This is a genomic window from Cupriavidus nantongensis, from assembly GCF_041726985.1.
In the GTDB taxonomy this organism is placed as follows: Bacteria; Pseudomonadota; Gammaproteobacteria; order Burkholderiales; family Burkholderiaceae; genus Cupriavidus; species Cupriavidus nantongensis_A.
In genome coordinates, this window is the sequence record NZ_CP168303.1 from 2,509,074 (window position 1) to 2,535,767 (window position 26,694).

Here is a 26,694-nt window from a genome sequence, read left to right on the forward strand (position 1 = left end):
CGGCCCCGCTAGTTGGATAGGTGCGTACGGCCATGCCGGCGCACCGCTCTTTCACGCCGGAGCCGCATGAGCGAAGCCACCCCTTCCCCCAAGTTCCTCGACGCCGTGCGCAACCTCGCCGGCTCGCTCGTGGCGATGGTGCAGACGCGCCTGGAGCTTGCCAGCGTGGAGTTGGCCGAGGAGCGCACACGCTTGCTGAAGGTCGCCCTGCTGGCCTTGTTCGGGCTGGCGTTCTTCGGGCTGGGCCTGGTCACGTTGACCGCCCTCATCGCGATCCTGTTCTGGGACACCTACCGCTGGCAGGCGCTGGGCGCGCTGACGGTGCTCTACCTGGTGCTGTGCGCCATCTGCCTGGCGTACGCCCGCAACGTGCTGCGCAACGCGCCGCCGATGCTGGAAGCCACGCTCGCCGAAATCGACAAAGACCGGGAGATCCTGCGCCGATGAGCACACTCGACCCTGACGACAGCACGCCCGCACGCGACCGCGGCGAATACCCGCGCGCGCCCCGGTTCACGCAGGAAGTGCGCCTGCCGCTCGCGGTGCGCAAGGAACTGCTGCTGACCCGCGCCGCCCTCGAGCGCCACGATTGCCTGCAGGCGCTGCACGCGGTGCGCGGCGGCGTGCACCGCCTGGGCACCGTCAGTGCCTGGCTGCCGCGGATCGCACGGCCGGGCTCGTGGATGAAGGTGGTCGGGCTGACCAAGGACTACCCGATGCTCAGCACCGCGGTGACGCTGGCGTTGCCGCTGGTCAAGCGCGTGCCGGTGCTGCGCTGGAGCTGGAAGCTGTCCAAGCTCGGCCTGGTCGCCGGCGCAGCGTACTGGGCGTACAACACCTGGCGCGATGCCAAGGGCCAGGCGGTGCCGCCGGCCAACGTGCCGACCCCGGCCCCGGCCGGCACCCCGCCCGCCGCCGACACCGGTTTCCGCGACCCGCTGATCCCCTGACGGTCCTGCAGACTCAGCCGGCCAGCGCCAGCGCCGGCCGCGCGCCGGCTTCCGGGGCGGCCGGTGCGAACGGCACCGGCGGCGCAATGTGATAACCCTGCGCCAGGTCCACGCCCAGCTCGCGCAGGCGCGCGAGCATCGCCTCGTTCTCGACGAATTCCGCAATGGTCTGCTTGCCCATGGCGTGGCCGATGCGCTGGATCACCTCGACCATCACCAGGTTGACCGGATCGGCCAGCATGTCGCGCACGAAACTGCCGTCGATCTTCAGGTAAGCGGCGGGCAAGTGCTTCAGGTACGTGAACGACGACATGCCGGCGCCGAAGTCATCCAGCGCGAAGCGGCAGCCGAGCTGCTGCAATTGCATGATGAACGTGCCGGCCTGCGCCAGGTTGGCAATGGCCGCGGTCTCCGTGATCTCGAAGCAGATGCCGTCCAGCGCGATGCCGAAGCGCTGCGCCTGCTCGCGCACGAAATCCGGGAACTGGAGGTCGGCCAGCGACGAGCCTGACAGATTGATCGCGCAGGTCGCGATCTCGGCCTGGCGCCCCGCCAGCGTGGCAAACGCGGTCTCGACCACCCAGCGGTCGATCATCGGCATCAGGTTGTAGCGCTCGCAGGCCGGCACGAACGCCATCGGCGGCACCAGCCGACCGCGCTCGTCGACCATGCGCAGCAACAGCTCCACATGGCGCCCCGCAGCTGGCAACGTAGCCGGCTGCACCGGCGCGATCTCCTGCGAGAACAGGCAGAAGCGGCCGGCGGCCAGCGCCGCGTGCACGCGGCTTACCCACTCCATCTCGCCATGGCGCGCCTGCACCACGCTGTCCAGCGGATGGTAGACCTGCACGCGGTTGCGCCCTCCCTCCTTGGCCACGTAGCAGGCCGCGTCGGCCGCGCTCAGCGCCTCGGCCACGCTGCCGGTGTGCCGGTCCAGCGTGACCAGGCCGATGCTGACCCCGACCGCGAAGGTGCGCTGCCGGTGCGCAAAGCGGAAGCTCGCAATCGCGTGGCGCAAGCCCTCGGCCACGCGCTCCCCGTCGGCGGCGCCGCAATGCTCCAGCAGCACGCCGAACTCGTCGCCACCCAGCCGCGCCAGCATGTCGCTGCGGCGCAGCTGGCCGCGCATGATCTCGGCCATCTGCCGGATCAGCTCGTCGCCGGCGGCATGGCCGCAGGTATCGTTGACCACCTTGAACTGGTCCAGGTCCAGGTACATCAGGGTGTGGGGCGTGCCTTGCGCGCGCGCTCGCTCGATCGCCGCGGCCAGCCGGCGCTCGAACTCGGCGCGGTTGACCAGACCGGTCAGCGCGTCATGGCTGGCCTCGTACGCCAGGCGCGCGGCATGCGCGCGTTCCTGGCTGATGTCGTGCAGCACCACCACCACGCCGATGGCCTGCGCGGCGCGGTCGCGGATCAGCGCCACCGACGGCTTGACCGCCAGCGCCTGCCCGGGCTGGCCGGCGCCGTCGCGCTGCACCAGCTGCGCCGAGCGGCTGTGCCAGCGCTGGCGCAGCGCCAGCGACACGATATCGGGCAGCGGCGCCAGGCTGTCCTCGTCGCGCAGCACGCACACTTCATTCAGCGGCAGCCCGCGCGCCTCGGCTTCGCGCCATCCGGTCAGCGCTTCGGCGGCGGGGTTGAGCGACTGCACGCGGCCCCATACATCGGCGGTCACCACCGCGTCGCCGATCGCCTGCAGCGTGACCTGGGCCCGCTCCTTTTCGGCGAACAGCTGGGTCTCGTAGCGCTTGTGGTCGGAGATATCGGTCAGCGAGCCCGCCATGCGCGCGCGCCGGCGCCCGGCGCCGCGCACCAGCCGGCCGCGCGCGCGCACCCAGAGGTAGTCGCCGGCGCGGTTGCGCAGGCGGAATTCGGCGTCGTAGGGCTCGCCGCTGCGCAGGTGGTGCGCCAGCTTGGCCTCGAACGCCGCCAGCTCGGACGGATGCAGCAGGCCCAGCACGGTTTCGCGCGCATGCGGCAGCTCGTCGGCGCGATAGCCCAGCATCTGCGCGCAGCGCGGCGAGAAATACAGCTCGCCGCGGCCAAGGTGCCAGTCCCACAAGCCGTCGTTGCTGCCCTCGACCGCCAGCTGCAGTTGCTCTTCACGCTGCGCCAGCGCCTCGCGCAGCCGGCGCTCGCGCCGCAGCGGCCCCATCGACAGCAGGATCGCCGACATCAGCAGCGCCGCCGCCATCACCGCGCTGCCGTTGGTGAGCAGTTGCGTGACCCGGCGCGAGGCCTGGCCCAGATGTCCCGAGAAGGCACGCTCCAGCGGCGTCAGCCTGGCGTCGATCTGCGCGATGTTGCGAAGCACCGGCGCAACGCAGGCGTCGTCGCACCCGGGCTGGCTGGCCAGGCGCCGCAGCGCCAGCGCCTGCTCATGCAAGGCGAAGATCTCGAGATCGCCCTGCGCCCATACGCGAATGGCGGCATCGACCTCATGGATATGGCGGAAATTCCGGTACAGGCGCACCATCCGCGGGATGTCTTCGGGGTGGTTGCCGCCGGCTAGCAGGCCCTCGTGCACGCGTTCCAGGTCAGGGTCGGGACGGTCCAGTTCCAGGCGCGCGCGGTGGTCGCCGAACGGGATGGCGATGGATGCCAGATAGGCGTCGAAATCCGCCGGATCGCGGTCCTCGCCGTAGCGCAGCAGGTGCAGCACGGCGTTCTTCTGGCCCTTGGACCACTGGCTCTCGCCCGCGACAAAGGCGCGCGCGGCCGACAGCAGGTCGAGGCTGGCGATGCTGAACAACGCCAGCGCGACCACCACCGGTACGAACGGCCAGATGATGCGCAGCACATGCCCGCTGGCCGGCAAGGAAACGCCTGCTCGCCGCATAGGTCTTGTTCGAGGGTTGTTCGAGCGGCCGTGTCTCGCGGCCGTTCCGAGGGCCCGCGGTCCACACGCCGCGGTTGGACCCATTGTGCTGCGCTGGCCGGGCGTGCGTCTCTACCTCGAACTAGTTAAAGCACCCCCTACCATCGGGGCATGCCGCACGGATAAAAACGCAAAAAGGGCCTGTGACGTGCGCCACAGGCCCTTCGACATGCTGGTGGGTCGTGCGTGACTCGAACACGCGACCAACGGATTAAAAGTCCGCTGCTCTACCGACTGAGCTAACGACCCGAAAAAACAGAACCGCGATTATAGTGACGCGATTCTCGATGTGTCAAGGGCATGGCGCGCCAGCGCGCTTACACCATGCGTTCCAGGCGCCACATCTGGTAGCGGAACGCCAGCACCGCGCCGGCGAGGATGCCGGCCAGCGCAATGAACGAGCCCAGCGCCAGCGTCGACACGCCCGACAGTCCCTGCCCCACCGTGCAGCCCAGCGCGGTGACCCCGCCGGCGCCCATCAGGATGCCGCCGACCATGTGATTGGCGACGTCCTCGGCATTGCCGAAGCCTTCCCAGCGGAAGGTGCGCGTGGCCAGGGCATACGCGGCCGCGCCGGCGATCACGCCGAACACGCTGACGATGCCGATGGTCAGCACCTTGCTCTTGTCGCTGAACATCATCAGCCAGTCGAGCGTGTAGGCATACGGCGCGACGAAGCTCAGGCTTTCCATGCGGCCGCTGTTGGTCGAGACGAACAGCTCTTCCAGCGTATTGGGGTCTTCGGCAACGTAGCCGAGGTGGCCGGACACGTACCACATCGCCACGATGATCAGGCCCACGCCGATGCCGCCCAGCAGGTTGTCGAAGGTGCGGAAGCCGCGTCCCGCCAGCGCCCATGCCGCCAGCACGCCGCCCAGCGCCAGGCCCAGGCCCAGCTGCAGCACGCCGCGCGCCGCGCCGGTGCCCTGCGCCAGCACCGACGGCAGGTCCTGCGTGGTCGGCAGCGCCAGCGCCACCGCGTCGACGGTATTGACGCGCACCACGCCGAACAGGCCGCGCAGCGTCATGTAGGCCGACAGCCCCAGGAACACGAACACCACCAGCGACTTCAGGTTGCCCGCGCCGATCCGCACCAGCGTCTTGCTGCCGCAGCCCGACGCCAGCACCATGCCGAAGCCGAACATCAGCCCGCCGGCCAGCGCCGACAGCCACGCCAGCTTGCTCGCGGCATAGATGGTCTTGGTCGGGTCGATGGCGCCGTTCCAGGCCAGCACGCCGGTGCCGATCATGGCCACGCCGATCGCCAGCGCCCACATGCGCATGCGGCTCCAGTCGCCCATGTTGACGATGTCCGAGACCGCGCCCATGGTGCAGAAGTGCGTGCGCTGCAGCACCGCGCCGAACAGGAAGGTCAGGACGAAGGTGCTCAGCAGCACCGAGCGCGACAGCGCGGCAAGATCGATTTCAGGCATGGGGCGGGAACGGCTGGCTCAGGCTCGGGATCAGTCAGGCGGCGGCCTGGTAGCGGGTCGGATCGGGCACGCCGGCAGCCTCGAAGCCGGCGCGGCGGATGCGGCAGGAATCGCACACGCCACAGGCGCGGCCGTCGTCGTCGGCCTGGTAGCACGACACCGTCAGGCTGTAGTCGACGCCCAGCGCGATGCCGGCGCGGATGATCTCGCCCTTGGTCATGTCGATGATGGGCGCATGCACGCGGAAGCGGTCGCCCTCGACGCCGGCCTTGGTGGCCAGGTTGGCCAGGGTCTCGTAGGCGGCGACGTATTCCGGGCGGCAGTCCGGGTAACCGGAATAGTCGACCGCGTTGGCGCCGAAGAACAGGTCGCGCCCGCCCACCGCCTCGGCCCAGCCGAGCGCCAGCGACAGCATGATGGTGTTGCGCGCCGGCACGTAGGTGACGGGGATGCCGCCGCTGGCGCCATCGGTGGGGACCTCGAGTGCGTCATCGGTCAGCGCCGAGCCGCCGAAGCGGCGCAGGTCGAGGTCGACGATCTCGTGGCGCACGGCGCCCAGCGCCGCGGCCACGCGCTTGGCGGCTTCCAGTTCCGAGGAATGGCGCTGGCCGTAGCGCATCGACAGCGCATAGGTCTCGAAGCCCTGGGCGCGGGCCATGGCAAGTACGGTGGCGGAGTCGAGTCCGCCGGACAGCAGGACGATGGCGCGTTGAGTCATGGTGCGGGTCGCGCCGGGGGCGGCGCGCAAGAACATTCAGGCGAATCGCATATTCTAGCGCGACAAACGAAAAAGGCCCGCCGAAGCGGGCCTTGCAGTGGCGGACGGCGCCGGCGGCGCTTACTTCAGCGTCTTGAGCCGGTTGCTCGCCGCCTGCGCGCCCTCGGTGCCGGGATACTTCGCCACCACCTGCTCCAGCGTCTTGCGCGCGGCCGCCTTCTGGCCGGACTCGAGCTGGTTGTTGGCAATGGCGATCATCGCGTCCGGCACCTTGGGGTGGGTCGGGTTGGCGTTGACCATGTTCTGCAGCACGAAGGTGGAACCCTTGTAGTCGCGCTGCGCGTACAGCGAGTTGCCGAGCCAGTACTGTGCCAGCGGCAGGTACGGGCTCTGCGGGTACTTTTTCACGAACGCCGAGAACGAATTCCCCGCGCTCTTGAAATCGCCCGCCTGGAACTGCTTGAGCGCGGCATCGTATTCGGGCTTTTCGCCCGGCTGCGCGATGCCTTCGCGACCTTCAACCGTGACCTGCTGCGGCTCGAATTTCTTCAGGCGCGCATCGAGGTCGGCGTAGTAGTCCTTCTGCTGCTTCTGCAGCGTGTCCACCGTGTTCTGCAGGACTTCGTTCTGACCGCGCAGCCGCGCCACTTCCTGGCGCAGGCCTTCGAGCTGGTTCTGCATGTCGAGCAGGTTGCGGCTGTTCTGCTCGATGCGCTGCGTCGCGGTCGCCTGGAACCCGTTGAACTGGTCGCGCAGGCTGATGACGGCCTTGCGGGCCTCGTCATCGTCGAACACTCCGGCATGCGCCTGCGACAGCGGCAGCATGCCGCCGCCGGTCACGGCGGCGAGCCACAACAGGGTGGAAACGCGTGCTTTCATGGAAGGCGGTCCAGATCAGTAGTTGATGTCCGCGCGGCGGTTCTCGGCCCACGAGGCTTCATCGTGGCCGGTCGCCTTGGGCTTTTCCTTGCCCAGGCTGACGGCTTCCATCTGCGCGTCGGGCACGCCCATCGAGGCCAGCGAGCGGCGCACGGCTTCGGCGCGCTTCTGGCCCAGCGCCAGGTTGTACTCGCTGGTGCCGCGTTCGTCGGTGTTGCCCTGGATCAGGATCTTGCGGCCCTTGTTGGTGCCCAGGTACTTGGCGTGCGCGCCCAGCATGCCCTGGTAGTCGGCCTTGACGGTGTAGCTGTCGAAGTCGAAGTAGACGCTGCGCTTGGCCAGCGGGCTGTTCGGGTCGTTGAGCGGATCGGCCGCGGTCACCGGGGTAACGGCGCGCGGATCGGCGGCGCCCGCGCCGGCCGTGCCGGCGCCGGCGTTGGCGGTGTCGTCCAGCTTGACGCCGGAGCTGCAGGCGCCAAGGGCCAGCAGCGCGGCGACGGCAAGGGTTTTGGTCATCAGTTGGGCCATGGTGGTTGACTCCTGTTATTGCATGAAAGGACCCCAGGACGGCTCGCGAACATCGCCGGACTGGAGGGACAGAACCTGCCGGGTACGCCCGTCAGTGGACACCGCCGCCAGCACCGCGCGACCGCCCACGCGGGTGGCATAAAGGATGTACTTGCCGTTGGCGGCGAAGCTGGGCGCTTCGTCGTTGGCCGTATCGGTCAGCGACGTCACGTCGCCGTTGGTCAGGTCCTGCAACTGCAGCTTGAAGCCGCCCCCGCGCGAAATGTACGCCAGGTACTTGCCATCCGGCGAAATGCGCGGGCTCACGTTGTAGCTGCCCTTGAAGGTGACGCGCTGCGCCCCGCCGCCCTCCTCGCCGGAGGCGGGCATGCGGTAGACCTGCGGCGCACCGCCGCGGTCGCTGGTGAAATAGATGCTCTTGCCGTCGGGCGAGTACTGCGGTTCGGTGTCGATGGCGCTGCTGCGCGACAGGCGGCGGATGCCCGAGCCGTCGGCGTTGACCTGGTAGATCTGGGTATTGCCGTCGCGCGACAGCGCCAGCGCCAGGTGGCGGCCGTCCGGCGACCACGACGGCGCGCTGTTGTTGCCCTTCTGGTTCGACACCAGCGTGCGCTTGCCGCTGGCCAGGTCGTGCACGTAGACCACCGGTTTCTTTGCCTCGAACGAGACGTAGGCCACGCGCGCGCCGTCCGGCGACCACGACGGCGAGATGATGGGCTCGTTGCTGGTCAGCGCCACCTGCGCGTTCTGCCCGTCCGAATCCGAGATCAGCAGCTGGTAGCGGCCGCCCACCTTCGACACGTAGGACAGGCGCGTGGCAAACACGCCGCGCTCGCCCAGCAGCTTTTCATAGATGTAGTCGGCGATCTTGTGCGCGGTCACGCGCAGCTGCGACTGGTTCACGGTGAAGGCCAGCCCACCCAGGCTCTGGCCCTTGACGGTGTCGTACAGGCGGAAGCGCACTTCGTACTTGCCGCCCGCGGCCGGGGTCACGCTGCCGGCGACGAAGGCATCGGCGCCGCGCGCCTTCCAGCTGCCCAGGTCGACATTGGCGGACTCGGCCACGGTGGCGCCGCCCGGATCGACGTTGCGGAAACGGCCGCTGCGGGCCAGGTCCGAACGGATGATCGCGGTCAGGTTTTGCGGGGCCTGGGCCTCGCCCTGGAAGTTGGCGGTGGCCACCGGGAACTGGCTCGCGCCCACCCCGGAGATCTCAACGTTGAGCTGCGCGTGCGCGGCGCCGGCGGCCATGGTCATGGCCGCAGCCAGCCACGCCATCAGCGCGCGCCGGCCGGCCAGCGGCATCGGCCGGCTCGCACCTCGGGATGCGGGGGAATCTGCGTTGTGCCGCCTCGCGGACAGCCAGTTGGGGGCCCAAAGCTTTCGCATGCTGCTCCTCAGTCGATTTCAAGTTTCGTCGGGCACCGTCGGGCACGACGGGCAATCGTCAACACGGGCAAATGCGGCATGGCAGCGCGTGGCGCATGCCCCCTCCGTGTGCATACCGCACCGTCGGCTGCGTCAGGCAACCTGTCATGCTAGCGCTGGGACCGGAACCCGACGATGAAGGTTGCATTATGTTGCAAATCATGCCGTACCGTTCACCCGGTCCCACTCAGTCCTTCGGCCGGAAGGTAATGGTGAAGCTGGCCGGCGCCTTGCCGTTCTCGTCGCGCGGCAGCGGATCGGAGCGCTCGACCGCGCGCAGCACGGCATTGTCCCAGCCGGAGTTGCCGCTGGACTTGGACAGCCGCGCCGACAGCAGCGAACCGTCCGGCGCCAGCTGCACCGAGACCACCGCGGTCGGGTTGCCCGGCACGTCCTCGGTAAAGACGATATTCGGCTTGACGCGGCGCCGCACGCGGTCGGCATAGCCGGGCGAAGCCTTGCCGCCACCGCCGGCACCGGCGCCGGCCGCATTGCCGACCCCGCCACCGCCGGCCCCGGAGCCGCCGGCCAGCGCCTGCAGGCGCGCCAGCTCGCTCTTGCGCTGGGCGTTGGCGGCGGCTTCGCGCTTGGCCTTGGCGTCGGCATCCGCCTTGGCCTTGGCATCGGCCTGGGCTTTCGCCTTGGCGTCGGCCTGGGCCTTGGCCTTGGCCTCGGCGGCTTCCTTGCGCTCGCGCTCGGCCTGTTCCTTGCGCTCCTGCTCCTGCTGCGCGGCCTTCTTCTTCGCGTCTTCCTTGCGCTGCGCTTCCTTGCGCTCGGCCTCGCGCCGATCGGCTTCCTTGCGGTCGGCCTCCTTGCGCAGCGCTTCCTTGCGCGCCTCTTCCTTGCGCTCGGCCTCCTTGCGGGCCGCTTCCTTGCGCTCGGCTTCTTCGCGCGCGGCCGCCTCGGCGCGGCGCTTCTTCTGCTCCAGCGCGATATCGGCGTCGTCCTCGACCTTGCTCTTCACCTGGGGCGGCGGCGGCGCCGGACGCGGCTGCACCACCGGCTCGGGCTCCGGCTGCGGCCGCGGCGGCGGGGGCGCGGTGGCGGCGGGAATCTCCTCCCACAGTTCGGCCTCGGCCCCGACCGGGGTGCTGCTCTGCCAGCTCACGCCGTAATACAGCACCACGGCCAGCAGCAGGTGCATGAGCAGCGCGAGCAGGAAGGAACGCAGGGTTCCCCGCTCCTTGACCGGCTGGTAGGGATAGGCGGCGGCGGTCGTCATCAAGCGCAACGGCAATCGGATAGGGGCTTCAATACGTCAGGAGGTCTTGGACTTGACCATCAGGCCAACGCGCTTGACGCCGTCGGCTTTCAGGACCGACATCACGTCCAGCACCGCCTCGTACTTGACCGCGCGGTCGGCGGCAATCACCACCGGCTGGTCCGGGTTCTCGTTCTGGCGCTGGTGGACGAAGTCCAGCAGGCCCTGCTTGTCGAGCTTGCGTTCGAAGGCATTGCCGGCGCTGTCCTTGCCGCGCGCGGTGAGCTGGCCGTCTTCATGCACGGTGACGACGATCGGGGGCGCCTTCTGCTGCGGCGTGGCATTGGCCACGGTGGGCAGGTCGACGGTGGCGGGGCTGACGATCGGCGCGGCCACCATGAAGATGACCAGCAGCACGAGCATGACGTCGATATACGGCACGACGTTGATCTCGGCGCTGGCCCGGCGGCGCGAGCCGCCGCGGCGCTGAATGGCTGCCATTGCAGGACTCCTGGAAACGCCGGCCCGGGCTCATCGCCCGGACCGTTGATAGGGAATACGGTTAACGGGTCTGCCGCTGCAGGATGTTCAGGAACTCTTCCATGAAGCTCTCGAACCGGATCGCCAGGCGATCGATTTCGGTGGCATAGCGGTTGTAGGCGATCACCGCCGGAATCGCCGCGAACAGGCCGATTGCAGTCGCCACCAGCGCTTCGGCGATGCCGGGCGCCACCGATGCGAGCGTCGCCTGCTGCACGTTCGACAGCCCGCGGAACGCGTTCATGATCCCCCACACCGTGCCGAACAGGCCGATATACGGGCTCACCGAACCGACCGAAGCCAGGAACGGCAAATGCGATTCCAGCACGTCCATCTCGCGCTGGTAGGCCGCGCGCATGGCGCGGCGGGCGGCGTCGAGCAGCGCGCCGGCCTCGTTGCCGCGTTCGCGCGCCTTCAGGAACTCGCCCATGCCGGATTCGAAGATCCGTTCCAGCGCACCGGTGTTGTGGCGATTGTTGACGGCACTGTTATAGAGCGCCTGCAGGTCGCCGCCGGCCCAGAAGTCGCGCTCGAAGCCTTCGGTCTGGGTGCGCGCCGATCGCACCGCCAGGTGCTTGCGGAAGATATAGGTCCACGAAAACAGCGACATGACGAGCAACAGCGCCATGACGGCCTGTGCCAGCACGCTGGCGTGGAGCACCAGCGTTACGATCGACATGTCTTGCGTGACGGTCACGGGATTCATCGTGCTGACTTGATGGTGGCTAGAACGGGGTCGGGGATCGGGGCGGGACGGAAAGTGCTTTTGTCGACGCAGCCAACGCGGATCGCGCCGGTCGCGAGCATCAGCTCACCACGCCAGGCTTCCTGGGTGAACTGCACCGAAGCCGGGCCGACCCGGTCGATGCGCGTGCGGATCTCAAGCTGGTCGTCCAGCCGGGCGGGCGCATTGTAGTCCACCGCCGTGCTGCGGACGATGAAGACCACGCCCGCCTCGTCGGCGAGCGCCTGCTGTTCGATGCCGAGCGAGCGCAGCCACTCGGTGCGGGCGCGCTCGAAGAACTTGAGGTAGTTGGCGTAGAACACCACGCCGCCTGCATCGGTGTCTTCCCAGTACACCCGCAGGGTCCAGACAAAGTTTGGCATGGCCGCGATTGTAACGGAGAGCGATACCCGTTTCGTGTAAACCCGCAGGACGACTTTGCAACAGCAAGTTGCTGGCCAGGCCCGCGCCAGCCCTTGCCAGCGCTTGGCTGGCGGGTCCACGGCTTGCGGCGGGCGGCCGCCTCGCGCTACACTGCGCGCAACCATTCCATCTTGCGCGACTGGCGAAGTCAGTGGGCACTACCACGAGGAAGCGCAAGTTCTCTGGCGTGAAGTTTCCAAACGCCATGGCGTTGACGCGAGTCATGCCTGCCGCTCGCCTGGGCAGCGAATGGGAAGCAGGGTGCGCCCTGCGCCGACGGCCCAACCCGCCGCCGACGCCGGTCGCCGCTAGCCTTCCCCGCGCGCCCTACCCCCGATGCCTGCATCGGATTCCCTTTTTTCAGACGAGTTTCGCCATGTTCGAACGCAGCCGTTTTACGATCGACCAGATCGACCCCGAGGTCTTTGCCGCCATCCAGCAGGAAAACCAGCGCCAGGAAGACCACATCGAGCTGATCGCCTCCGAGAACTACACCTCGCCGGCAGTGATGGCCGCGCAGGGTTCGCAGCTGACCAACAAGTACGCCGAGGGCTATCCCGGCAAGCGCTACTACGGCGGTTGCGAGTACGTCGACATCGTCGAGCAGCTGGCCATTGACCGCGTCAAGCAGCTGTTCGGCGCCGAGGCCGCCAACGTCCAGCCCAATTCGGGCTCGCAGGCCAACCAGGGCGTGTACTTCGCCGTGCTCAAGCCGGGCGACACCATCATGGGCATGAGCCTGGCCGAAGGCGGCCACCTGACCCACGGCATGGCGCTGAACATGAGCGGCAAGTGGTTCAACGTGGTCAGCTACGGCCTCAACGCCCAGGAAGACATCGACTACGACGCGCTGGAAAAGCTGGCGCAAGAGAAGAAGCCCAAGCTGATCATCGCCGGCGCCTCGGCCTTCGCGCTGCGCATCGACTTCGAGCGCATCGGCAAGGTCGCCAAGTCGATCGGCGCCTACTTCATGGTCGACATGGCCCACTACGCCGGCCTGATCGCCGCGGGCGTCTACCCGAACCCGGTGCCGCACGCCGACTTCGTCACCACCACCACCCACAAGAGCCTGCGCGGCCCGCGTGGCGGCGTGATCCTGATGAAGGCCGAGCACGAGAAGGCGATCAACTCGTCGATCTTCCCCGGCATCCAGGGCGGCCCGCTGATGCACGTGATCGCCGGCAAGGCGGTGGCGTTCAAGGAAGCGCTGACGCCGGAGTTCAGGGAATACCAGCAGCAGGTGGTGAAGAACGCCGCGGTGCTGGCCGAGACCCTGATCGCGCGCGGCCTGCGCATCGTCTCGGGCCGCACCGAGAGCCACGTGATGCTGGTCGACCTGCGCGCCAAGAACATCACCGGCAAGGAAGCCGAGCGCATCCTGGGCGAGGCACACCTGACCGTGAACAAGAACGCAATTCCGAACGACCCGGAAAAGCCGTTCGTCACCTCCGGCATCCGCGTCGGCTCGCCGGCCATGACCACGCGCGGCTTCAAGGAAGAAGAAGCCCGCATCGTGGGCAACCTGATCGCCGACGTGCTGGACAACCCGCACGACGCCGCCAACATCGCCGCGGTGCGCGAGCAGGTGTCGGCCCTGACCAAGCGTTTCCCGGTCTACGGCTGACGCGACCAGGCCGCCCGCGCGCACGCGCACGGGCGGCCGGCAGCTCCGCGGTCCGCGCCACCCCCGGCACGGGCCGCGGGCCTCGCCAACCCGCCCCGCCGCCGCAGAACGACAACACGGACAAGGCGATGGGGTTCAACTGAAGGTGGTCCGGCATGAAATGCCCCTTTTGCGGTCATTCCAATACCCAGGTTCTTGACACCCGCATGTCGGAAGACGGCGATGCCGTGCGCCGGCGCCGCCGCTGCGAAGCCTGCGACCGCCGCTTCACCACCTATGAGCGGATCGAGCTGTTCTTCCCCGCCATCGTCAAGAAAAACGGCTCGCGCGTGGACTACGCCCGCGCCAAGCTAAAGGATTCGATGCGCCTGGCGTTGCGCAAGCGCCCGGTCTCGGCCGAAGCCATCGACGAAGCCATCACCCGTATCGAAGAAAAGCTGCTGGCGCTGGGCGAGAAGGAAATCCCCAGCAGCCAGGTCGGCGAGCTGGTGATGCGCGAGCTGCGCAAGCTCGACAAGATCGCCTATATCCGCTTTGCCTCGGTCTACCGCAGCTTTGAAGACGTGTCCGAATTCTCGGACGTGCTGGCCGAAGTCACCGCCGGCAGCGGCAAGCGCTGATGCCGGCGTTTTCCGCTACCAGCACTGCGCCGACGCCACGCCGGCGCGCATCCCTGTGTTCCCCTGCAGTCCCAGGTGGTTGAGGGTGTAGCTGCCGCAGTCGTCCCCCGCCTGCGCGCCGACCGGCGCCGCGGTCGCGGTATAGCTGGTGGGCGGATTGCCCGCGACCACCGTCAGCTGGTAGTACACCTGTCCGCCTGACTGGATCTGCACCGGGAAAGCCTGCCCGGCGTAGCCCAGCGCGGCGGGCGTGCCGCTATAAACGTTCTGCGTGCTGAACAGCCGCTCCTGGCGCGCAGCGAGATCCAGCAACGCGGTCTTGGCGTCGGTGCGGCGCGACTTGCGCACGTGTTCCGTGTAGGACGGATAGGCGATCGCGGCCAGGATCGCGGCGATCGCCACCGTGATCATCAGCTCGATCAGCGTGAAGCCGGCGGCGGCGCGCCGCGCTCCGAGAATGGCAGGCAGTTTCATGGTCGTCAGCGCAGCCGGATCCAGTTGAGGCGGGCGCCGGCACCGTTGGCGCCGGGGTTGATCTGCGTGATGGCGCCGCTGCCGCCCACGGTCTGCTGCACCAGGTAGGGCCGCTTCTTCGCCGTCACCACCGACGGCGTGCCGGTGCCGCTCAGGCCGATGCCGCTGACGATGCCGTTGTTCAGCAGCGGGAAGCTGCTGCTGTTGGTGCTGCTGAAGAACGACTGCGCGGCCGCGCCGCCCGAACCCATCGACACGCCCATGGTGAAGCCCGACGGCACCTCCGCATTGCACGACAGCGCCTGCGACAGCGCCGAACTGGGCGGGATGGTGGTGTTGACGATCACCATGCCGTAGGCGATCACCGGGTTGTAGATGACCTGCTCCCGCGTGGCCGACGGCAGCGGCAGCTGCCAGCCGTACTTGTTGTTGCCGCTGGCGCAAGCCGTCGAGCCCTGCCAGCACACCTTGTTCGCGCTGACCGTGCGCACCGTCACCGTGCTGCCGGCGGCGCGCCCTTCGGCGGTAATCGACTGCTGCGTCAGGTTGGCGCTGGACAGCGGCCGGGTGGCGCCGGCCAGCGACGCATAGCGCGCCTGCGCCCCGGCCACCGCGTTCCACCCCGCCATGTCCCAGTCCCACACGCCATACAGCCCCTGCCCGCCCGGCTCGAACACCGCTTCGCTGCCTTGGGTCTGCTCCAGCCGGCGGCCGGTGCCGAACGCCACCACCACGCGCGGCATCGCCGCGGCGCCGGTTCCGGTGCCGGGCACCGAGCCCACCGCCACCCTGGTGGTGATCGGCTTGCCGCCGGTCTGCATCAGCGGGCGGCTGCCGGCGCGCCAGAGGTCCGGATTGTCCGAAGTCAGGTCGAAGCGCCACAGGTTGCCGAACACGTCGCCGGCGTAGACGTAGTCGGTGATGTGGTCGCCGTCGAGGTCGGCCGGCGTGACATAGGCAATGCCATTGCGGCCGCTGGCGCCCGCCGGATCCTGCTGCGGCCCGTAGCCGGTGCCGAGATAGCGGAAGCTGCGTGAGCCGTCGGCCGGGTCCACCAGCATGATGAAGAGGCCGGCCGAGCCGCTCTTGCTGTTGAGCCCGTTGCCGAACAGCACCGCCCACTGGCCGTTGTGCAGGCGGCGGATCACCGGCGTGCCATAGGTGTTGCCGAGGTTGTCGCCGCAGGCGGTGTCGCCGGTGCACTGCAGCGTGTTGTTCCACTCGCCGATCACCGTGGCGCTGGCCGCCGCCGGGGTATCGCTGAAGCGCTCCGGATCGGTCACGTCGAGCACGTACAGCGCGCCGCCGGTCGCGGTCGCGGTCTTGCTGGCGAGCGGGCCGCCGCGGTTGGCGCCCGGCCCCAGCCCGCCGACCAGCCAGGTGTGCCAGGCCCCGGCGTAGTAGAGGTCGCCGGTGCCGGGCGTGGCATCGACAAACAGGTTGTGCACGTATTGCGGCGCACTGTAAGCGAGCGCCGCATTCGACGACTGGATGGTGTCGAGCACCGCGCCGGGCATGTAGGCCAGCACCTCGCGGCCGTCGTTGGGCTTGTTGGCGTCGTTGCCGACGAAGGCGCCCGCCGCGTTGTAGTAGCCGGAACGGAAGCCGTGCAGCAGCCCGTCGTTGGCGCCGACATAGACCACGTTGAGCCGCTGCGCCCTCGCTTGGCGGAAGGCGTCGTAGCTGCCGGCGGGCTCGGGCGGGCTGGCGCTCTTGTACAACGCATCGGTCCAGGGCCCGCTGTACGGCGATGACGGCGCGCCGACCCAGGCCGGGCTGGAATCGATGATGTCGCCCAGCACGCCGGTGCGCTTGCGGAACAGCCCGGCGCCGGCCGCGGTCAGTTCCTTGCTGCGGTCGCCGCGCAGGTAGTCGAGGCGGTCACCGCTCGGCGCGGCATCGCCCGCAGTCAGCTTCGCCTTCTGCGCAGCAGGCAGGTTGGCATCCCAGCGCAGCGGGATGCCGGTGCTGCCGCTCCAGGTCAGGATCCTGCGGCTGTCCGGCGCCTGCGCCACCACCGAGGTGCCCGTCGCCGCGCAGTGGCCGCCGGTCAGCGTGCAATGGGCATTCCAGTTGGCCACGGTGGCAATCGACACCGAATCGGTCGCGGGATCGTAGAGCAGGTTCTGTGCGCTCAGTTCTCCCCACCAGTTGGTCGGATGGTAGTAGGCCAGGTACACCTGCGAGCCCGCCTCGACTCGCGCCGACTGCTGCACGTTGGTGCCCGCCGAGCTGCTGGACTGGCCCACCGGCTCGGCCTTGAAGCAGGTGATCTCGTGCACGTTGCTGCCGCCGCCGGTGCCCGCGGCGAAGCCGAAGCGCAGCGACGCCGGCACCGGCCCGTTGGCCTGCGTGATGTCCTGGTCGGTGATGACCGGCGTGGCGGCGCCGCCGTTGTAGCTGTAGGACATGCTCAGCAGCCCGTTCTGCGTCAGCTTGAGCGAATAGACGATGGGGATGCCTTTGGCGCGCGTCGGCCTCGACACCGCCTGCTGGTTGGCGATCTTGTCGGGCAGGTCGCTGATGCCGAGCATGCGGTAGTTGTAGGCCAGCCGACGCCCCCTGACGTCGCCGCCATCCTTGCCGCTGCTCCAGTCCTGCACATAGCCGCGCGCACAGGTGTTCTGCACCGCCTGCGCGCGCTTGCTGGCGCTGAGGCTGTCGGGGTAATAGCCCGGATAGGCGGCGCGCAGGCCGGCCCAGTTGGTGTCGCCCGAGCCGCGCACGCTGATGCGGTTGGCCTGGAACGCCGGGCCCGAGTCGGTGTTGTCAGCCTTGTTCGAGAAGTTGCCGAACTCGTCGATGCCGATGCCGATATAGCCGCCGGCCACGCCGTCGTACGCGGCATTGACGTTGGAGCAGCTGTAGCCGAGGCTTCCGCCCAGCCCGCCCACGGTCGGGCTCTTGCTGCCGTCGGCCAGGTAGAAGCTGATGCCGTCGGCGCCGGTGCCGCGCAGGTTGTCGCCGCCGTAGGTGACGGTGGAGAACGTGACCTGCAGCCCTTCCTGCATGCCGAAGGTGAAGCGGGACACCACCGCGCCGGTCTGGTTGTCGCCGTTGGCGCCCTCGGCCGTGTCCCCATTGGTCAGCCGCAGCGCGCCGTAGCCCGGTGCGTCCGGCACGCTGCCGCTGGCGCCCCCGACCAGCTTCGAGCTGCGGTCCCGGTAGTAGGTGAAGCTCGACGTGGCGCAGCCCGGAATCGAGCCGGTGCCGTTGCCTGCGGTCAGGCACGCGCCATTCAGCGCCACCCAGTCGTAAGAGGACGAAGCCCCGTTCAGGTTGTCCTGGATCACCAGCGCATGCGCCTGGCCCGCCAGCAGCGCGTTGACGATGGCGCTGACGGCGGCGGCAATGCCAGCGAGGCGTGGAGGTTGGCTCATCACTCTTTCCCGAGGTCCTTGGTACCCGCGCCAAGCTGGTAGGTGCTCTGCACCACCGCGGCGGTGCCGTCGCTGCCGCCATAGCCGGCGCCGGTCACGCGGAACAGCATCGACAGGCCATCCGGCGACAGGCCCAGATAGTGGATGTAGAGGCTGGGCGCGCGCGCGTAGTTGATATCGGTGCCGTTCAGGCCGCCGGGGCTGCCGGCAGTCGCAAGGCGCATCGACGGCGGCAGGTAATCCGCCCGCGCCGGCGTCCACGGCAGGCTGGACGGATCTGCCAGCGCGTTGGCGCAGACCTGCAGGTTGGACGGATCGTTGGCGTCGATCACGCTGTTGCAGGCGGCGCCGGCGGAGCCGTTGCCCTGCCCCAGCCACCATTCCCCGTACTGCAGCGCGCCCTGCGCGGCCTCGAACGCGCGCTGCTTCTCGCGGGTGTTGCCGGCGATCTTCTCCTGCAGGCCGAAGCCGCGGAACATCGTCACCGACAGCAGCGACAGGATCAGCAGAAACAGCAGGCCGATGATCAGGACATAGCCGCGCGGCGCGGCGCCGGCGCGGAAGCGGTCTGGCTGAACGCGTGTCATGGGCGGTTCATCAGGCTGATGGTCTGGGTCCAGCCGAGCGTGGCCGGCTGGCCGGGCTGACCGGCAAAGGGATTGGCAAAGGTCAGCGTCACGCGCGCGCTGCGCACCTGGCCCCACAGCGCGCCGGCGGTGACCGCGCTGGCGCTCAGGTAGGTGTCGACGTTGCCGCCGTTGCTGGTGTCGGTGCCGTAGCGCACCCGCAGCGCGGTGATGCCGCCGGCCAGCGGCACCGGCGCGCCGCCGTTGACCGCGCAGGTCAGCTCGTTGGCGGCATTGACCGCAAAGGTGTTGAGGTAGGCGACACTGGCGCCCGAGGTATTGGCCGCGCCCTGGCAGTTCATGATGCCGTCGCCGCTTGCGGTGACAAAGCGCGCCGTCAGCGTATCGCTGACCCCATCGGCGCCGGACTGCCCGACGATGGCCTGCCCCGCGATGAAATCGCCGAAGGCGTTGCCGGCCAGCGCCGGCAGCGCGTCCGCCGCCACCTGGTTCAGCGGATCGGGGAAATACCCGGCCGACTGCACCGTGTTGGCCAGCATCGTCATCACCAGGCGCTCGCTGTCCTGCAGCGCCGCCAGCCGCTCCTGGTCGCGCACGGTGCCGCGCAGGTTGAGGAACACCGTCATCAGCGCCGCCAGCATGAACAGCGCGATCACCATGGCCACCAGCACCTCGACCAGCGAGACACCGGCCTGCGCGCATCGATACCCGCAGCGATGCCTGCGGCGAGACATGCGGCGCGGGATTTGCAGGATCGCTCTCATGGCTGGACGTGCAGCGTCAGGCTTTGCGTGGCGGCCATGGCCGAGGTTTGCGCCGCGGTGGTGTGGTTGTAGGCCAGGTAGTGCTCGCTCCAGGTGGCGGTCAGGCTGCAGCGGATCGGGCGGCTGATGTCGTTGCTGCAGTTGACCGTGGCCGCGTAGGTGGGAAAGTGCGCCGCCATATCCGCGGCCCAGTGCTGCACGTCGTAGGCGGCCATCTGGATCGGCGTGCAGGCCACGCTGGCGCAGTCCGGCGCGGCGGTGCTGAGCGCGCCGGTGCTGTCGGTCACCGTCGCGCCGGACAGCGTGAACGTCTGCGGCGCCGTGCCCGCGGCCCAGAAGCCGCGGTTGCCGTGCATCGCCGCGGCCAGGCTTTCCAGTTGCAGCGCCACCAGCGAACGCCCGCGCGCAATCTGGGTATTGGCCAGCGCCGCCGCCTGCATCTTGGCCAGGCCCAGCAGCCCCACCGAGGTGATCACCAGCGTGATCAGCACCTCGATCAGCGAGAATCCGAGCGCCATGCGGTGCCGGCGCAGGCTGCGGTTCCGTCCGGTCACTGGCATGCGCCCTCCCCGGCACGCTGGATGGCCTGCCGGCCGGCGATGTTGATGGCGATGCAGCGCGTGGCGTCGGCCGCCACCGGGCTGGTGCGCAGCGTCATCGTCAGCGCGCCGGCGGGCAGCACGGCAAAGCCGTCGCGGTTGTAGGTGAGGAAGGCCGCGCCGGCGGGCGTGGTGAAGGTGTCGGTGGCGGACCAGCCGGCGCGGTAGTGCAGCACCTCGTCGGTCGGCGGCGCCGCGTCTACCGTTCCCGAGCCATTGCGGTCGACGAACGCGATCCAGCCGCGCGCCCAGTTGCCGGCGCCCAGGCAGGCGGTGCCATTGCCGGACGGGCACACGCTGACCGGCAAGCCGCGCTTGATGGCCTCGCTGCGCGCGAGCTGCAGGGTGCCCACCATCGACTGGATCTCGCTGTCGACGCGGCTGGTGCGCAGCAGCGAGACAAACGAAGGCGTGCCGATCGCGGCCAGGATCGCCACCATCACCACCACCGCCATCAGCTCGACCAGCGTCAGCCCGCGGCAGCGCCGGCGCAACGCGCCCGGGCCGGGCATGGCCACATCGTGGTGAAGGCGGGAGGGCGCGGTATCGCGAAGGCGAACCGTCGCCGGCATGTCAGCGCGCGGGCAGAGGTGCCGCCGCCGATGGACAAGGAACTGCCAGGATGACCCGATGCATGTTGACCCCCGATAAATGGCTTTGTTACCTGGGCAAGGCACTCCGCTCTGACGGCGGAAAGGCCAGCCCGCACCCGAAAATTCTTGTTCTATGCCTCGCTGCCAGCTGAGCCTCAGTGGCTGAGCGGGCCGGCAACGGGATGCCGCGAATCGCGATTCGAATAGCGGAATCGTTACGACTTTGCAACACCCGCGATAGTGGGGAATTTGATAATTCCTGTCAATTGCATCGCGCAGCGTTTGGCGGCGAGCCGGCAAGGCGTTGGGCCGCCGCAACTGACCGCGGGCAAGCGTCACGATCGGGGCCGGCATGCGCGCGCTTAACACAATGGTGCGGATCTTCCCGCTTTACGTTTCGGCACGTTCGCGGCCGGGAGGGCTGGCTAATCTGGGCCCATCGCCTTCACAGCCCATACCATGTCCTCACCCGCTATTCGGCGTCGACAGCCGCCGCCAAACACCCGGCAACCCAGGCTCCAGCGCGCCTACGCGCTGATCGAGGCGCTTGGCGCCCTGGCGATCGTGCTGGCCGGACTGCTGCCGATGGCGGTGGCCGGCAGCACCGGTCTGGGCTGGCTGCGCCAGCTGGAGCGACTGGCGCAGGCCACGCGCAGCGCGGCCGACGATGCCGAGCTGGGCCGCTGCGCGACGCCACTGGCTGCGGTCGCGGCCATCATGCCGATGTCGGATGCCGGCGGCTGCCTGCCGGCCGGAGCACCATGGGGGCGCCCATGAGCGGTCCCATTGACGGCCTAATCTTGCGGAGCCGCCCGCGCGGCTTCTCGCTGGTCGAACTGATGGTCGGCATGACGCTGGGCCTGATCGCTTCTGCCGCGGCCGGCGCGGCCTTCCTGAACGCGCACGCGGCCTACCTGGCCGCCACAGACCGCATGCTGATCGAGGAACGCGGCCAGCGCGCGCTGGCCATTCTGTCCACGCTGCTGCGCCAGTCCGGCTGGCCGGGCGAGCCCGCGTCCGGCATGGCCGGCTCCACCCTGCCCGCGGTCAGCGGCGCGGACAATTGCGGCCAACCCGCCGTGGCCGCCGTGCCTGCCTGCGCCAGGGCCGGCGTCGGCCAAAGCGACGCGCTGCTGGTCCGCTTCAGCGGCAGCGGCCTCCCCACCGCGCCGGCGCAGCCGGACGACACCATGACCGATTGCAGCGGCTATCCGGTCGCTGGAAGTCCGGCTGGCGCGGCGGGCACCGCGGCCAGCGCCGGCTACGTCGCGGAGAACCTGCTCTATGTGGCCGCTGGCGCCGATGGCGTGCCGCAACTGCTGTGCCGTTACCCGGCCCGCCGCAACGGCCTGATCGACGGCAGCGGCTGGACCTCGGGCGCGCTTGTGCGCGGGGTGGAATCGCTGCAATTGCGCTATGCGCTGGACCTGGACCAGGACGGCCGCCCCGAGCGCTTCGAAACGGCATCGGCGATTCCCGCAGCGGGCGATGCCGCCTGGCAACGCCTGGTGGCGGTCCAGATCGCCCTCGCCGTGCGCGGCGACCGGCCGGGCTCGGCCACGCCAGTCCGGAGCAGCGCTACGGACACGCTGTCGCTGCCCGGCACCGCGGCGGCGGACTTGCCGCCCGCTGCGCCGGCGCGGGCAAGCACCACGCGCCGCGTGTTCGCCGCCACGGTGCGGCTGCGCAATGCGCCGCGCTGCCAGGAAACGCTGTGCTAGCGCGCTGCCTGCCAGGACCGCGCCAGGGCGGCGCCGTCACGCTGCTGCTGTGCGGCACCCTGCTGCTGATGGTGGTGCTGATCGCGGCCGCCACGCTGCAGATGCTGCTGTCCGGCCGGCAGCTTGCCGTCATGCAGCGCGATCGCGAACTCGCCTTCCGCGCCGCCGAGGCGGCGCTGCGCGACGGCGAGGCCGAGCTGCTGGCGGCCGCGGCATCGCTGGACGCGCGGGATCGCCTGAGCCTGTGGCCGGCGCCGGGTCGCTGCGGCAGCGGCCAGCAGGCGGGCCTCTGCCGGCCCGCGCTGGCCGGGCCGCCGGTGTGGCAGCCGTGGCTGCGGGCCGATGCCGACGTCGACGCCATCGGCGTGCCACTGGGCCGCTTTACCGGCGCTGCGCTGCCGGCCGACGCGGCCACGCAGGAACCGCCGCGCTATGTCGCGGAAATCCTGGACGAAGCGCCGGCCGGCTACAGCGCGCCGGACCCCGCAGCCGCGCTCGCCCCGTGGCCGCGGATCCGTGTGACCGCGATCGGCTTCGGCCCCACGCGCACCGTGCGCGCCCTGTTGCAAAGCGTGATCCAGCCATGATCTGCCTCTCCCGCTGCGCCCTCCTCTGCCTTGCCCTGCTGCTTGCTCCAGCGTGCCATGCCGCCGGGTCCGAAGCGGGCCGGCTGCCGCTGGCCTACCGGACAGGCAACGGCGCCTATCCGTGGACCGGGCGCTTGTTCGCCATCGGCTGGCAGGACCTGACGCAGGCGCCCTCGCCTGACTTGTGGGAGGCCGGCGAACGCCTCGACCGCCGGACGCTGCCGTCGCGGCGGATATTCACGTACGCCGCGCCGGACGGCGCAACGGCACGCGCCATGCCGCTGCAGTGGGATGCTGTAACCGAGACCCTGCACATGGGCGACGTCGCTTCGGTGGACTGGCTGCGCGGGGACCAGGCCCACGCGGGCCTGCGCCCGCGGGATACGCGCCTGGGCAATGCGGCAGGCGCACGGGTGCGGGTGGTGGCGCCGCCGGCCTGGTCGCCCGGCAAACCCGGCCACGCCGCCTTTCGCCTGCGCTACAGCCTGCGCCCGCACGTGGGCTGGCATGGCACCGTCGACGGCCTGCTGCACGCGTTCGATGCCGCGACCGGCGAGGAGCGTGCCGCTTACCTGCCCGGCGCGCTGCTGCCCTATGCCCTGGCCATGCCGGCGCCGGGCACACCGACGGTGCCGCCGCCATGCCCGCGCCCGGAAACGCAGGATGTCACGCTGCGGGGCGAATGGCGCACGGTGCTGCTGTGCGGCATCCCGGCCAATGCCGCGGCCGGCAGCCCCGCCGCGGTCTTCGCGCTCGACGTCACCGATCCGGAAGGACAGATGCCGTTCGTGCCGATCTGGGAGTTCGCCGCGACCGACGCCCTGCCACTGGCCGCGCGCGGGCCGGTACGCGTGGCGGGCATTCGTGGTCCGGATGGTTTGCGCTGGTTCGCGGTCGTGATCCTCGATGCAGGCACCAGTGGCGAGGCGGGCGCTGCCCGCGCCGGACTTGCCCTGCTGCCATTAGACAAGCCCGCCAGCGCGGCATGGGCCGGCCAGTACGCCATCCGCACTTTGCGCTTGCCGGAGCGCGATTGCCTCGGCGGCCCGGCGGCCGGCCGGCTGGTGGCGGTCAGCGTGTTGTCCGATCTCACCGGTGCCGCGCTCGCGGCCTATGCCACCGACAATGCCGGACAGCTCTGGCGCTTCCCGCTCGCCGACGCGCCGCAAGCCGGGGCAAGCCCTGCCGCGGCATGCCTGTACCGGATGCAGGTGTCCGCGCAACCGGCCAGGGAAGAAGCCCCCGTATTGCTCGGTTCCCCGACCGCGCCCGTGGTGATCTACGGCGCCGGCAACGAACTGGCCGCGGTGCCCGATGGCCTTGCCACACGCAGCGCCACGGCGCGCACGCCGCGGCAGGTCACCACCCAGCCGGCGGACAACGGCCATATCCTGCGCGCGACGCCCGGCGGCCCGCAGGATCCCGGCTGGCGCCTGACCCTGCCCCATGCCGGCGAACAGCTGGTCGAGATCGAGCCGGTATTCCCCGGCTACCTGCTGTTCGTGACCCGCACGCCCGATGGCGCGCAGCGCAGCTACCTGGTGCTGGCGGCGACCGGGGAATCCGTGGCGCAGCGCAGCTCCGGCGAGCGCCTGCTGGTCGCCACCGGCCAGTTGCTGCCACCCGGGGCCAGCGTGTTCGCGACCCGCACCGAATTGCCCGGCACGCCCGCGCAACCGGGCGGCGCCGGACGCCAGGCGTTTGCCCTCTCGGTGTGGTCGGCCACGGGCAACGCCGTCACGCAGATAGCACAAACGCTGGCCACGCGCCGCACCGGACGCCTGCGCTGGCGCGAGATCGTCGGCCCGGCCAGGGAGGAGGCGCCATGATGAGTTTGGCATCGGCCTGCCGGCGCAAGCGCGGCTTCAGCCTGATCGAGCTGGTGGCGGCGCTGGCCGTGCTGGCCATCCTTGCGGCCATGGCCGTGCCCGCATGGCAGCGCCATCTGGCGCGCGGCTGGCGCGCGCAGGCCCGCGCCGCGCTGACCGGCGCGATGCTCCAGCTGGAGCGGCATGCGCTCGAGGCCATGACCTTTGCCGCCGCGCCGGGGTCCGACATGGTTGCCGGCGAGTGGCCGCTGCGCGTGCCAGCCAATGGCCCGGTGCGCCATCTGGTAAGCGCCGACGCTTGCCCGCAAGCCGCGCTCGATACCTGTGTCGAACTCCGTGCGCTGCCGCAAGCCGCGGATCCCGAATGCGGCACGCTGATCCTGCGCAGCACCGGCCAGTGGCTGGCGCTGCCCGACGGCGCGTCGGTGCCGCAGCCGTTGCCACCCCATTGCTGAGGCCCGGATGGACATGCCATGGGATGCCGGCAGGCATCGACACCCTGATGGACTGACGCTGGTCGAACTGGTCGCCGGCCTGGCCATACTCGGTGTGTTCACGGCCGCGGCCTATCCGCTGTTCAGCGGCATGCTCGCGCGCCAGCAGGTCACGCTGGCGGCGGACCGGCTGGCGATGTCGCTGGCGCTGGCGCGCGCCACCGCGCTGTCGCGCCGCGTCGAGGTGACGCTGCAGCCGCTGCCGGGGGAGTCCACGCTGAGTCCGGGCTGGCAACTGGTGACCGCCGGCGCCGGCCCGGACCGGCCGGTGGTGCTGTCCGTGGTCGAGCCCGGCATGCCGTGCCTGTCCGTGACCCTTCGGCAGACCGTGCGCGGCGCCAATGTGCTGAAATTCCTGCCTGTGGGATACTCTCGTTCTGAGCAGGGCGGTTTCCAGGCCGCCACCTTCACGCTTGGCTGCCGTGGCGAGCAGCGGCAAGTCAGGCTGGGGGCGCAGGGACGTATCCGACTCTGCACACCCGGCCGCGACGCCGACTGCGAGGCGCCGGAATCCTCCGAACCGCCATGACCTGGCAGCCCTGCCACCAATCTCAGCGCCAAGGCCCACCCGACCGCCGAATGTTTTCCGATACCGACCACGCCGCCATGCAGCAGGCGCTCGCGCTCGCCGCGCGGGGCATGTTCAACACCACGCCCAATCCGCGCGTCGGCTGCGTGCTGATCAAGGATGGCCAGGTCATCGGGCAAGGCTTCACCCAGCCGGCCGGGCAGGACCATGCCGAGATCCAGGCGATGAAAGACGCGCTGTCGCGCGGGCTCGATCCGGCCGGCGCCACCGCCTACGTCACGCTGGAGCCGTGCAGCCATTTCGGCCGCACCCCGCCGTGCGCCGATGCGCTGGTGCGTGCCGGCGTGGCGCGCGTGGTGGCCGCGATGGAAGACCCCAATCCGTCGGTCTCCGGGCGCGGCCTGCAGCGCCTGCGCGATGCCGGCATCGACGTGCGCTGCGGCCTGCTGGAAAAAGAGGCGCGCGACCTGAATATCGGCTTCGTCTCGCGCATGACGCGCGGGCTGCCGTGGGTGCGCGTCAAGGTGGCGGCGTCGATGGACGGCGGCACGGCGCTGCATGACGGCACCAGCCAGTGGATCACCGGCCAGGCCGCGCGCGACGACGGGCACGCCTGGCGCGCCCGCGCCTGCGCCATCCTGACCGGCATCGGCACCGTGCGCGACGACAATCCCGCGCTGACGGTGCGCGCCATCGCCACGCCGCGCCAGCCGCAGCGGGTGCTGGTCGATTCCCGCCTTGAAGTGCCGCTCGACGCGCAGATCCTGACGCCGGACACCGGCGAGTTCGCCCGGCCAGTGCTGGTGTTCTGCGCGGTGGAAGACCGGCAGCGCCAGCGCGCGCTGGAAGGCCGCGGCGCCGAGGTCGTGGTGCTGCCCAACCCGCACGGCAAGGTCGAACTGCGCCGCATGCTGGAAGAACTCGGTCGGCGCGGCATCAACGAATTGCACGTCGAGGCGGGCTTCAAGCTCAACGGCTCGCTGGTGCGCGAGCACTGCGCCGACGAACTGCTGATCTACCTCGCGCCCAAGCTGCTCGGCGATGCCCAGGGCATGTTCAATCTGCCGCCGCTGGCGCGGCTGCAGGATGCCGAGCAGTTCCACTGGCATGAAGTCCGGCAGATCGGCGACGACCTGCGACTGATCGCCCGGCGCAACGACGCCTAGCGCCAGAGCGCCGGCAGCCCAT

The 26,694-nt window shown here is 69.8% G+C and carries 27 protein-coding genes, 1 tRNA gene and 1 riboswitch; of the genes, 11 read left to right on the forward strand and 17 right to left on the reverse strand.

What is annotated here, in order from left to right; genetic code table 11:
- The first annotated feature begins 66 nt into the window (after window positions 1-66).
- A complete protein-coding gene (locus ACEI37_RS22815) occupies window positions 67-447 on the forward strand; it encodes a phage holin family protein (RefSeq protein WP_373378267.1) in 381 nt (126 codons plus the stop codon).
- Window positions 444-950 carry a DUF3318 domain-containing protein gene (locus tag ACEI37_RS22820; protein ID WP_373378268.1) on the forward strand — a complete coding sequence of 169 codons (507 nt, stop codon included), beginning with the start codon at window positions 444-446 and terminating at the stop codon, window positions 948-950. The genes ACEI37_RS22815 and ACEI37_RS22820 overlap by 4 nt, the downstream gene beginning before the upstream one ends.
- 13 nt (window positions 951-963) lie before the next feature.
- Here the strand turns inward: ACEI37_RS22820 and ACEI37_RS22825 are convergent, their stop codons facing one another.
- From ACEI37_RS22825 to ybgC, 11 genes are all read right to left on the reverse strand, one after another.
- On the reverse strand, window positions 964-3,771 hold the full coding sequence (locus tag ACEI37_RS22825; RefSeq protein WP_373378269.1) for an EAL domain-containing protein: 2,808 nt from the start codon (window positions 3,769-3,771) through the stop codon (window positions 964-966).
- Between the two features lie 233 nt (window positions 3,772-4,004).
- A tRNA-Lys gene (locus ACEI37_RS22830) sits at window positions 4,005-4,080 on the reverse strand.
- Between the two features lie 68 nt (window positions 4,081-4,148).
- On the reverse strand, window positions 4,149-5,264 hold the full coding sequence (locus tag ACEI37_RS22835) for a YeeE/YedE family protein (protein WP_373378270.1): 1,116 nt from the start codon (window positions 5,262-5,264) through the stop codon (window positions 4,149-4,151).
- Between the two features lie 34 nt (window positions 5,265-5,298).
- Window positions 5,299-5,982 (reverse strand): 7-cyano-7-deazaguanine synthase QueC, encoded by a 684-nt coding sequence (gene queC, locus ACEI37_RS22840; protein ID WP_012353550.1) that lies wholly within the window; start codon window positions 5,980-5,982, stop codon window positions 5,299-5,301.
- A gap of 120 nt (window positions 5,983-6,102) precedes the next feature.
- Window positions 6,103-6,861: a tol-pal system protein YbgF gene (ybgF, locus tag ACEI37_RS22845; protein WP_373378271.1), complete on the reverse strand. Its 759-nt coding sequence runs from the start codon at window positions 6,859-6,861 to the stop codon at window positions 6,103-6,105.
- A gap of 15 nt (window positions 6,862-6,876) precedes the next feature.
- Window positions 6,877-7,389 (reverse strand): peptidoglycan-associated lipoprotein Pal, encoded by a 513-nt coding sequence (gene pal, locus ACEI37_RS22850; RefSeq protein WP_111519461.1) that lies wholly within the window; start codon window positions 7,387-7,389, stop codon window positions 6,877-6,879.
- Between the two features lie 15 nt (window positions 7,390-7,404).
- The gene (gene tolB / locus ACEI37_RS22855) at window positions 7,405-8,778 is read right to left on the reverse strand and encodes a Tol-Pal system beta propeller repeat protein TolB (protein WP_111519460.1); all 1,374 of its coding nucleotides are present in this window, start codon (window positions 8,776-8,778) and stop codon (window positions 7,405-7,407) included.
- 226 nt (window positions 8,779-9,004) lie between these two features.
- The gene (tolA, locus tag ACEI37_RS22860) at window positions 9,005-10,039 is read right to left on the reverse strand and encodes a cell envelope integrity protein TolA (RefSeq protein ID WP_373378272.1); all 1,035 of its coding nucleotides are present in this window, start codon (window positions 10,037-10,039) and stop codon (window positions 9,005-9,007) included.
- 36 nt (window positions 10,040-10,075) lie between these two features.
- Window positions 10,076-10,519 carry a protein TolR gene (gene tolR, locus ACEI37_RS22865; protein ID WP_373378273.1) on the reverse strand — a complete coding sequence of 148 codons (444 nt, stop codon included), beginning with the start codon at window positions 10,517-10,519 and terminating at the stop codon, window positions 10,076-10,078.
- Between the two features lie 61 nt (window positions 10,520-10,580).
- Window positions 10,581-11,264 (reverse strand): protein TolQ, encoded by a 684-nt coding sequence (tolQ, locus tag ACEI37_RS22870; protein WP_012353556.1) that lies wholly within the window; start codon window positions 11,262-11,264, stop codon window positions 10,581-10,583.
- Window positions 11,261-11,665 (reverse strand): tol-pal system-associated acyl-CoA thioesterase, encoded by a 405-nt coding sequence (gene ybgC, locus ACEI37_RS22875; RefSeq protein ID WP_373378274.1) that lies wholly within the window; start codon window positions 11,663-11,665, stop codon window positions 11,261-11,263. Before ybgC ends, tolQ begins: the two co-directional genes overlap by 4 nt.
- A 165-nt stretch (window positions 11,666-11,830) precedes the next feature.
- A riboswitch (ZMP/ZTP riboswitch) is annotated at window positions 11,831-11,956 on the forward strand.
- A 125-nt stretch (window positions 11,957-12,081) separates the two neighbouring features.
- On the opposite strand from ybgC, the gene glyA reads away from it, so the two are divergent.
- Together glyA and nrdR are read left to right on the forward strand one after the other, a co-directional pair.
- Window positions 12,082-13,329, forward strand: a complete 1,248-nt coding sequence (gene glyA, locus ACEI37_RS22880; RefSeq protein ID WP_265921383.1) for a serine hydroxymethyltransferase — start codon at window positions 12,082-12,084, stop codon at window positions 13,327-13,329.
- A gap of 155 nt (window positions 13,330-13,484) precedes the next feature.
- Entirely contained in the window at window positions 13,485-13,949 is a 465-nt protein-coding gene (nrdR, locus tag ACEI37_RS22885; RefSeq protein WP_012353559.1) for a transcriptional regulator NrdR, read from the forward strand.
- A gap of 15 nt (window positions 13,950-13,964) precedes the next feature.
- Here the strand turns inward: nrdR and ACEI37_RS22890 are convergent, their stop codons facing one another.
- Genes ACEI37_RS22890 through ACEI37_RS22915 form a run of 6 tightly spaced genes read right to left on the reverse strand, consistent with a single transcriptional unit; the run spans window position 13,965 to window position 20,265 of the window.
- Window positions 13,965-14,423 carry a type IV pilin protein gene (locus ACEI37_RS22890; protein WP_373378275.1) on the reverse strand — a complete coding sequence of 153 codons (459 nt, stop codon included), beginning with the start codon at window positions 14,421-14,423 and terminating at the stop codon, window positions 13,965-13,967.
- Between the two features lie 5 nt (window positions 14,424-14,428).
- Window positions 14,429-17,803 (reverse strand): pilus assembly protein, encoded by a 3,375-nt coding sequence (locus tag ACEI37_RS22895; RefSeq protein ID WP_373378276.1) that lies wholly within the window; start codon window positions 17,801-17,803, stop codon window positions 14,429-14,431.
- A complete protein-coding gene (locus tag ACEI37_RS22900; protein ID WP_373378277.1) occupies window positions 17,803-18,390 on the reverse strand; it encodes a PilX N-terminal domain-containing pilus assembly protein in 588 nt (195 codons plus the stop codon). The genes ACEI37_RS22895 and ACEI37_RS22900 overlap by 1 nt, the downstream gene beginning before the upstream one ends.
- Complete coding sequence (locus ACEI37_RS22905) at window positions 18,387-19,124, reverse strand: PilW family protein (RefSeq protein ID WP_373378278.1); 738 nt, start codon at window positions 19,122-19,124, stop codon at window positions 18,387-18,389. Before ACEI37_RS22905 ends, ACEI37_RS22900 begins: the two co-directional genes overlap by 4 nt.
- A 26-nt stretch (window positions 19,125-19,150) precedes the next feature.
- Complete coding sequence (pilV, locus tag ACEI37_RS22910; protein WP_373378279.1) at window positions 19,151-19,714, reverse strand: type IV pilus modification protein PilV; 564 nt, start codon at window positions 19,712-19,714, stop codon at window positions 19,151-19,153.
- Window positions 19,705-20,265, reverse strand: coding sequence for a GspH/FimT family pseudopilin (locus tag ACEI37_RS22915; protein WP_373378280.1), 561 nt, complete (start codon window positions 20,263-20,265; stop codon window positions 19,705-19,707). The genes pilV and ACEI37_RS22915 overlap by 10 nt, the downstream gene beginning before the upstream one ends.
- A 540-nt stretch (window positions 20,266-20,805) precedes the next feature.
- Between ACEI37_RS22915 and ACEI37_RS22920 the strand changes: the two genes are divergently transcribed.
- The 7 genes from ACEI37_RS22920 to ribD are packed head-to-tail and all read left to right on the forward strand — an operon-like array spanning window position 20,806 to window position 26,672.
- Window positions 20,806-21,123 (forward strand): hypothetical protein, encoded by a 318-nt coding sequence (locus tag ACEI37_RS22920; protein ID WP_373378281.1) that lies wholly within the window; start codon window positions 20,806-20,808, stop codon window positions 21,121-21,123.
- Window positions 21,120-22,067 carry a PilW family protein gene (locus tag ACEI37_RS22925; RefSeq protein WP_373378282.1) on the forward strand — a complete coding sequence of 316 codons (948 nt, stop codon included), beginning with the start codon at window positions 21,120-21,122 and terminating at the stop codon, window positions 22,065-22,067. Before ACEI37_RS22920 ends, ACEI37_RS22925 begins: the two co-directional genes overlap by 4 nt.
- A complete protein-coding gene (locus ACEI37_RS22930; RefSeq protein ID WP_373378283.1) occupies window positions 22,061-22,654 on the forward strand; it encodes a pilus assembly protein in 594 nt (197 codons plus the stop codon). The genes ACEI37_RS22925 and ACEI37_RS22930 overlap by 7 nt, the downstream gene beginning before the upstream one ends.
- Window positions 22,651-24,483 carry a pilus assembly protein PilY gene (locus tag ACEI37_RS22935; RefSeq protein ID WP_373378284.1) on the forward strand — a complete coding sequence of 611 codons (1,833 nt, stop codon included), beginning with the start codon at window positions 22,651-22,653 and terminating at the stop codon, window positions 24,481-24,483. Before ACEI37_RS22930 ends, ACEI37_RS22935 begins: the two co-directional genes overlap by 4 nt.
- Entirely contained in the window at window positions 24,483-24,938 is a 456-nt protein-coding gene (locus tag ACEI37_RS22940) for a type IV pilin protein (RefSeq protein WP_373380304.1), read from the forward strand. The genes ACEI37_RS22935 and ACEI37_RS22940 overlap by 1 nt, the downstream gene beginning before the upstream one ends.
- Window positions 24,939-24,945: 7 nt before the next feature.
- Window positions 24,946-25,506 (forward strand): GspH/FimT family pseudopilin, encoded by a 561-nt coding sequence (locus ACEI37_RS22945; RefSeq protein ID WP_373378285.1) that lies wholly within the window; start codon window positions 24,946-24,948, stop codon window positions 25,504-25,506.
- A gap of 50 nt (window positions 25,507-25,556) precedes the next feature.
- Complete coding sequence (ribD, locus tag ACEI37_RS22950) at window positions 25,557-26,672, forward strand: bifunctional diaminohydroxyphosphoribosylaminopyrimidine deaminase/5-amino-6-(5-phosphoribosylamino)uracil reductase RibD (RefSeq protein ID WP_115680880.1); 1,116 nt, start codon at window positions 25,557-25,559, stop codon at window positions 26,670-26,672.
- The last annotated feature ends 22 nt before the right edge of the window (window positions 26,673-26,694 follow it).

Bases quoted from the DNA above. Each gene is read 5' to 3' on its own strand.
- ACEI37_RS22835 (WP_373378270.1), bottom strand. From the start codon at position 5,264: ATGCCTGAAATCGATCTTGCCGCGCTGTCGCGCTCGGTGCTGCTGAGC.
- ybgF (WP_373378271.1), bottom strand. From the start codon at position 6,861: ATGAAAGCACGCGTTTCCACCCTGTTGTGGCTCGCCGCCGTGACCGGC.
- ACEI37_RS22935 (WP_373378284.1), top strand. From the start codon at position 22,651: ATGATCTGCCTCTCCCGCTGCGCCCTCCTCTGCCTTGCCCTGCTGCTT.
- pal (WP_111519461.1), bottom strand. From the start codon at position 7,389: ATGGCCCAACTGATGACCAAAACCCTTGCCGTCGCCGCGCTGCTGGCC.
- tolQ (WP_012353556.1), bottom strand. From the start codon at position 11,264: ATGAATCCCGTGACCGTCACGCAAGACATGTCGATCGTAACGCTGGTG.
- pilV (WP_373378279.1), bottom strand. From the start codon at position 19,714: ATGCCAGTGACCGGACGGAACCGCAGCCTGCGCCGGCACCGCATGGCG.
- glyA (WP_265921383.1), top strand. From the start codon at position 12,082: ATGTTCGAACGCAGCCGTTTTACGATCGACCAGATCGACCCCGAGGTC.
- tolR (WP_373378273.1), bottom strand. From the start codon at position 10,519: ATGGCAGCCATTCAGCGCCGCGGCGGCTCGCGCCGCCGGGCCAGCGCC.
- tolB (WP_111519460.1), bottom strand. From the start codon at position 8,778: ATGCGAAAGCTTTGGGCCCCCAACTGGCTGTCCGCGAGGCGGCACAAC.
- ybgC (WP_373378274.1), bottom strand. From the start codon at position 11,665: ATGCCAAACTTTGTCTGGACCCTGCGGGTGTACTGGGAAGACACCGAT.
- ACEI37_RS22945 (WP_373378285.1), top strand. From the start codon at position 24,946: ATGGACATGCCATGGGATGCCGGCAGGCATCGACACCCTGATGGACTG.
- ACEI37_RS22940 (WP_373380304.1), top strand. From the start codon at position 24,483: ATGAGTTTGGCATCGGCCTGCCGGCGCAAGCGCGGCTTCAGCCTGATC.
- ACEI37_RS22890 (WP_373378275.1), bottom strand. From the start codon at position 14,423: ATGAAACTGCCTGCCATTCTCGGAGCGCGGCGCGCCGCCGCCGGCTTC.
- ribD (WP_115680880.1), top strand. From the start codon at position 25,557: ATGTTTTCCGATACCGACCACGCCGCCATGCAGCAGGCGCTCGCGCTC.
- ACEI37_RS22920 (WP_373378281.1), top strand. From the start codon at position 20,806: ATGTCCTCACCCGCTATTCGGCGTCGACAGCCGCCGCCAAACACCCGG.
- queC (WP_012353550.1), bottom strand. From the start codon at position 5,982: ATGACTCAACGCGCCATCGTCCTGCTGTCCGGCGGACTCGACTCCGCC.
- ACEI37_RS22925 (WP_373378282.1), top strand. From the start codon at position 21,120: ATGAGCGGTCCCATTGACGGCCTAATCTTGCGGAGCCGCCCGCGCGGC.
- ACEI37_RS22895 (WP_373378276.1), bottom strand. From the start codon at position 17,803: ATGAGCCAACCTCCACGCCTCGCTGGCATTGCCGCCGCCGTCAGCGCC.
- ACEI37_RS22820 (WP_373378268.1), top strand. From the start codon at position 444: ATGAGCACACTCGACCCTGACGACAGCACGCCCGCACGCGACCGCGGC.
- ACEI37_RS22815 (WP_373378267.1), top strand. From the start codon at position 67: ATGAGCGAAGCCACCCCTTCCCCCAAGTTCCTCGACGCCGTGCGCAAC.
- ACEI37_RS22900 (WP_373378277.1), bottom strand. From the start codon at position 18,390: ATGACACGCGTTCAGCCAGACCGCTTCCGCGCCGGCGCCGCGCCGCGC.
- nrdR (WP_012353559.1), top strand. From the start codon at position 13,485: ATGAAATGCCCCTTTTGCGGTCATTCCAATACCCAGGTTCTTGACACC.
- tolA (WP_373378272.1), bottom strand. From the start codon at position 10,039: ATGACGACCGCCGCCGCCTATCCCTACCAGCCGGTCAAGGAGCGGGGA.
- ACEI37_RS22915 (WP_373378280.1), bottom strand. From the start codon at position 20,265: ATGCCCGGCCCGGGCGCGTTGCGCCGGCGCTGCCGCGGGCTGACGCTG.
- ACEI37_RS22905 (WP_373378278.1), bottom strand. From the start codon at position 19,124: ATGTCTCGCCGCAGGCATCGCTGCGGGTATCGATGCGCGCAGGCCGGT.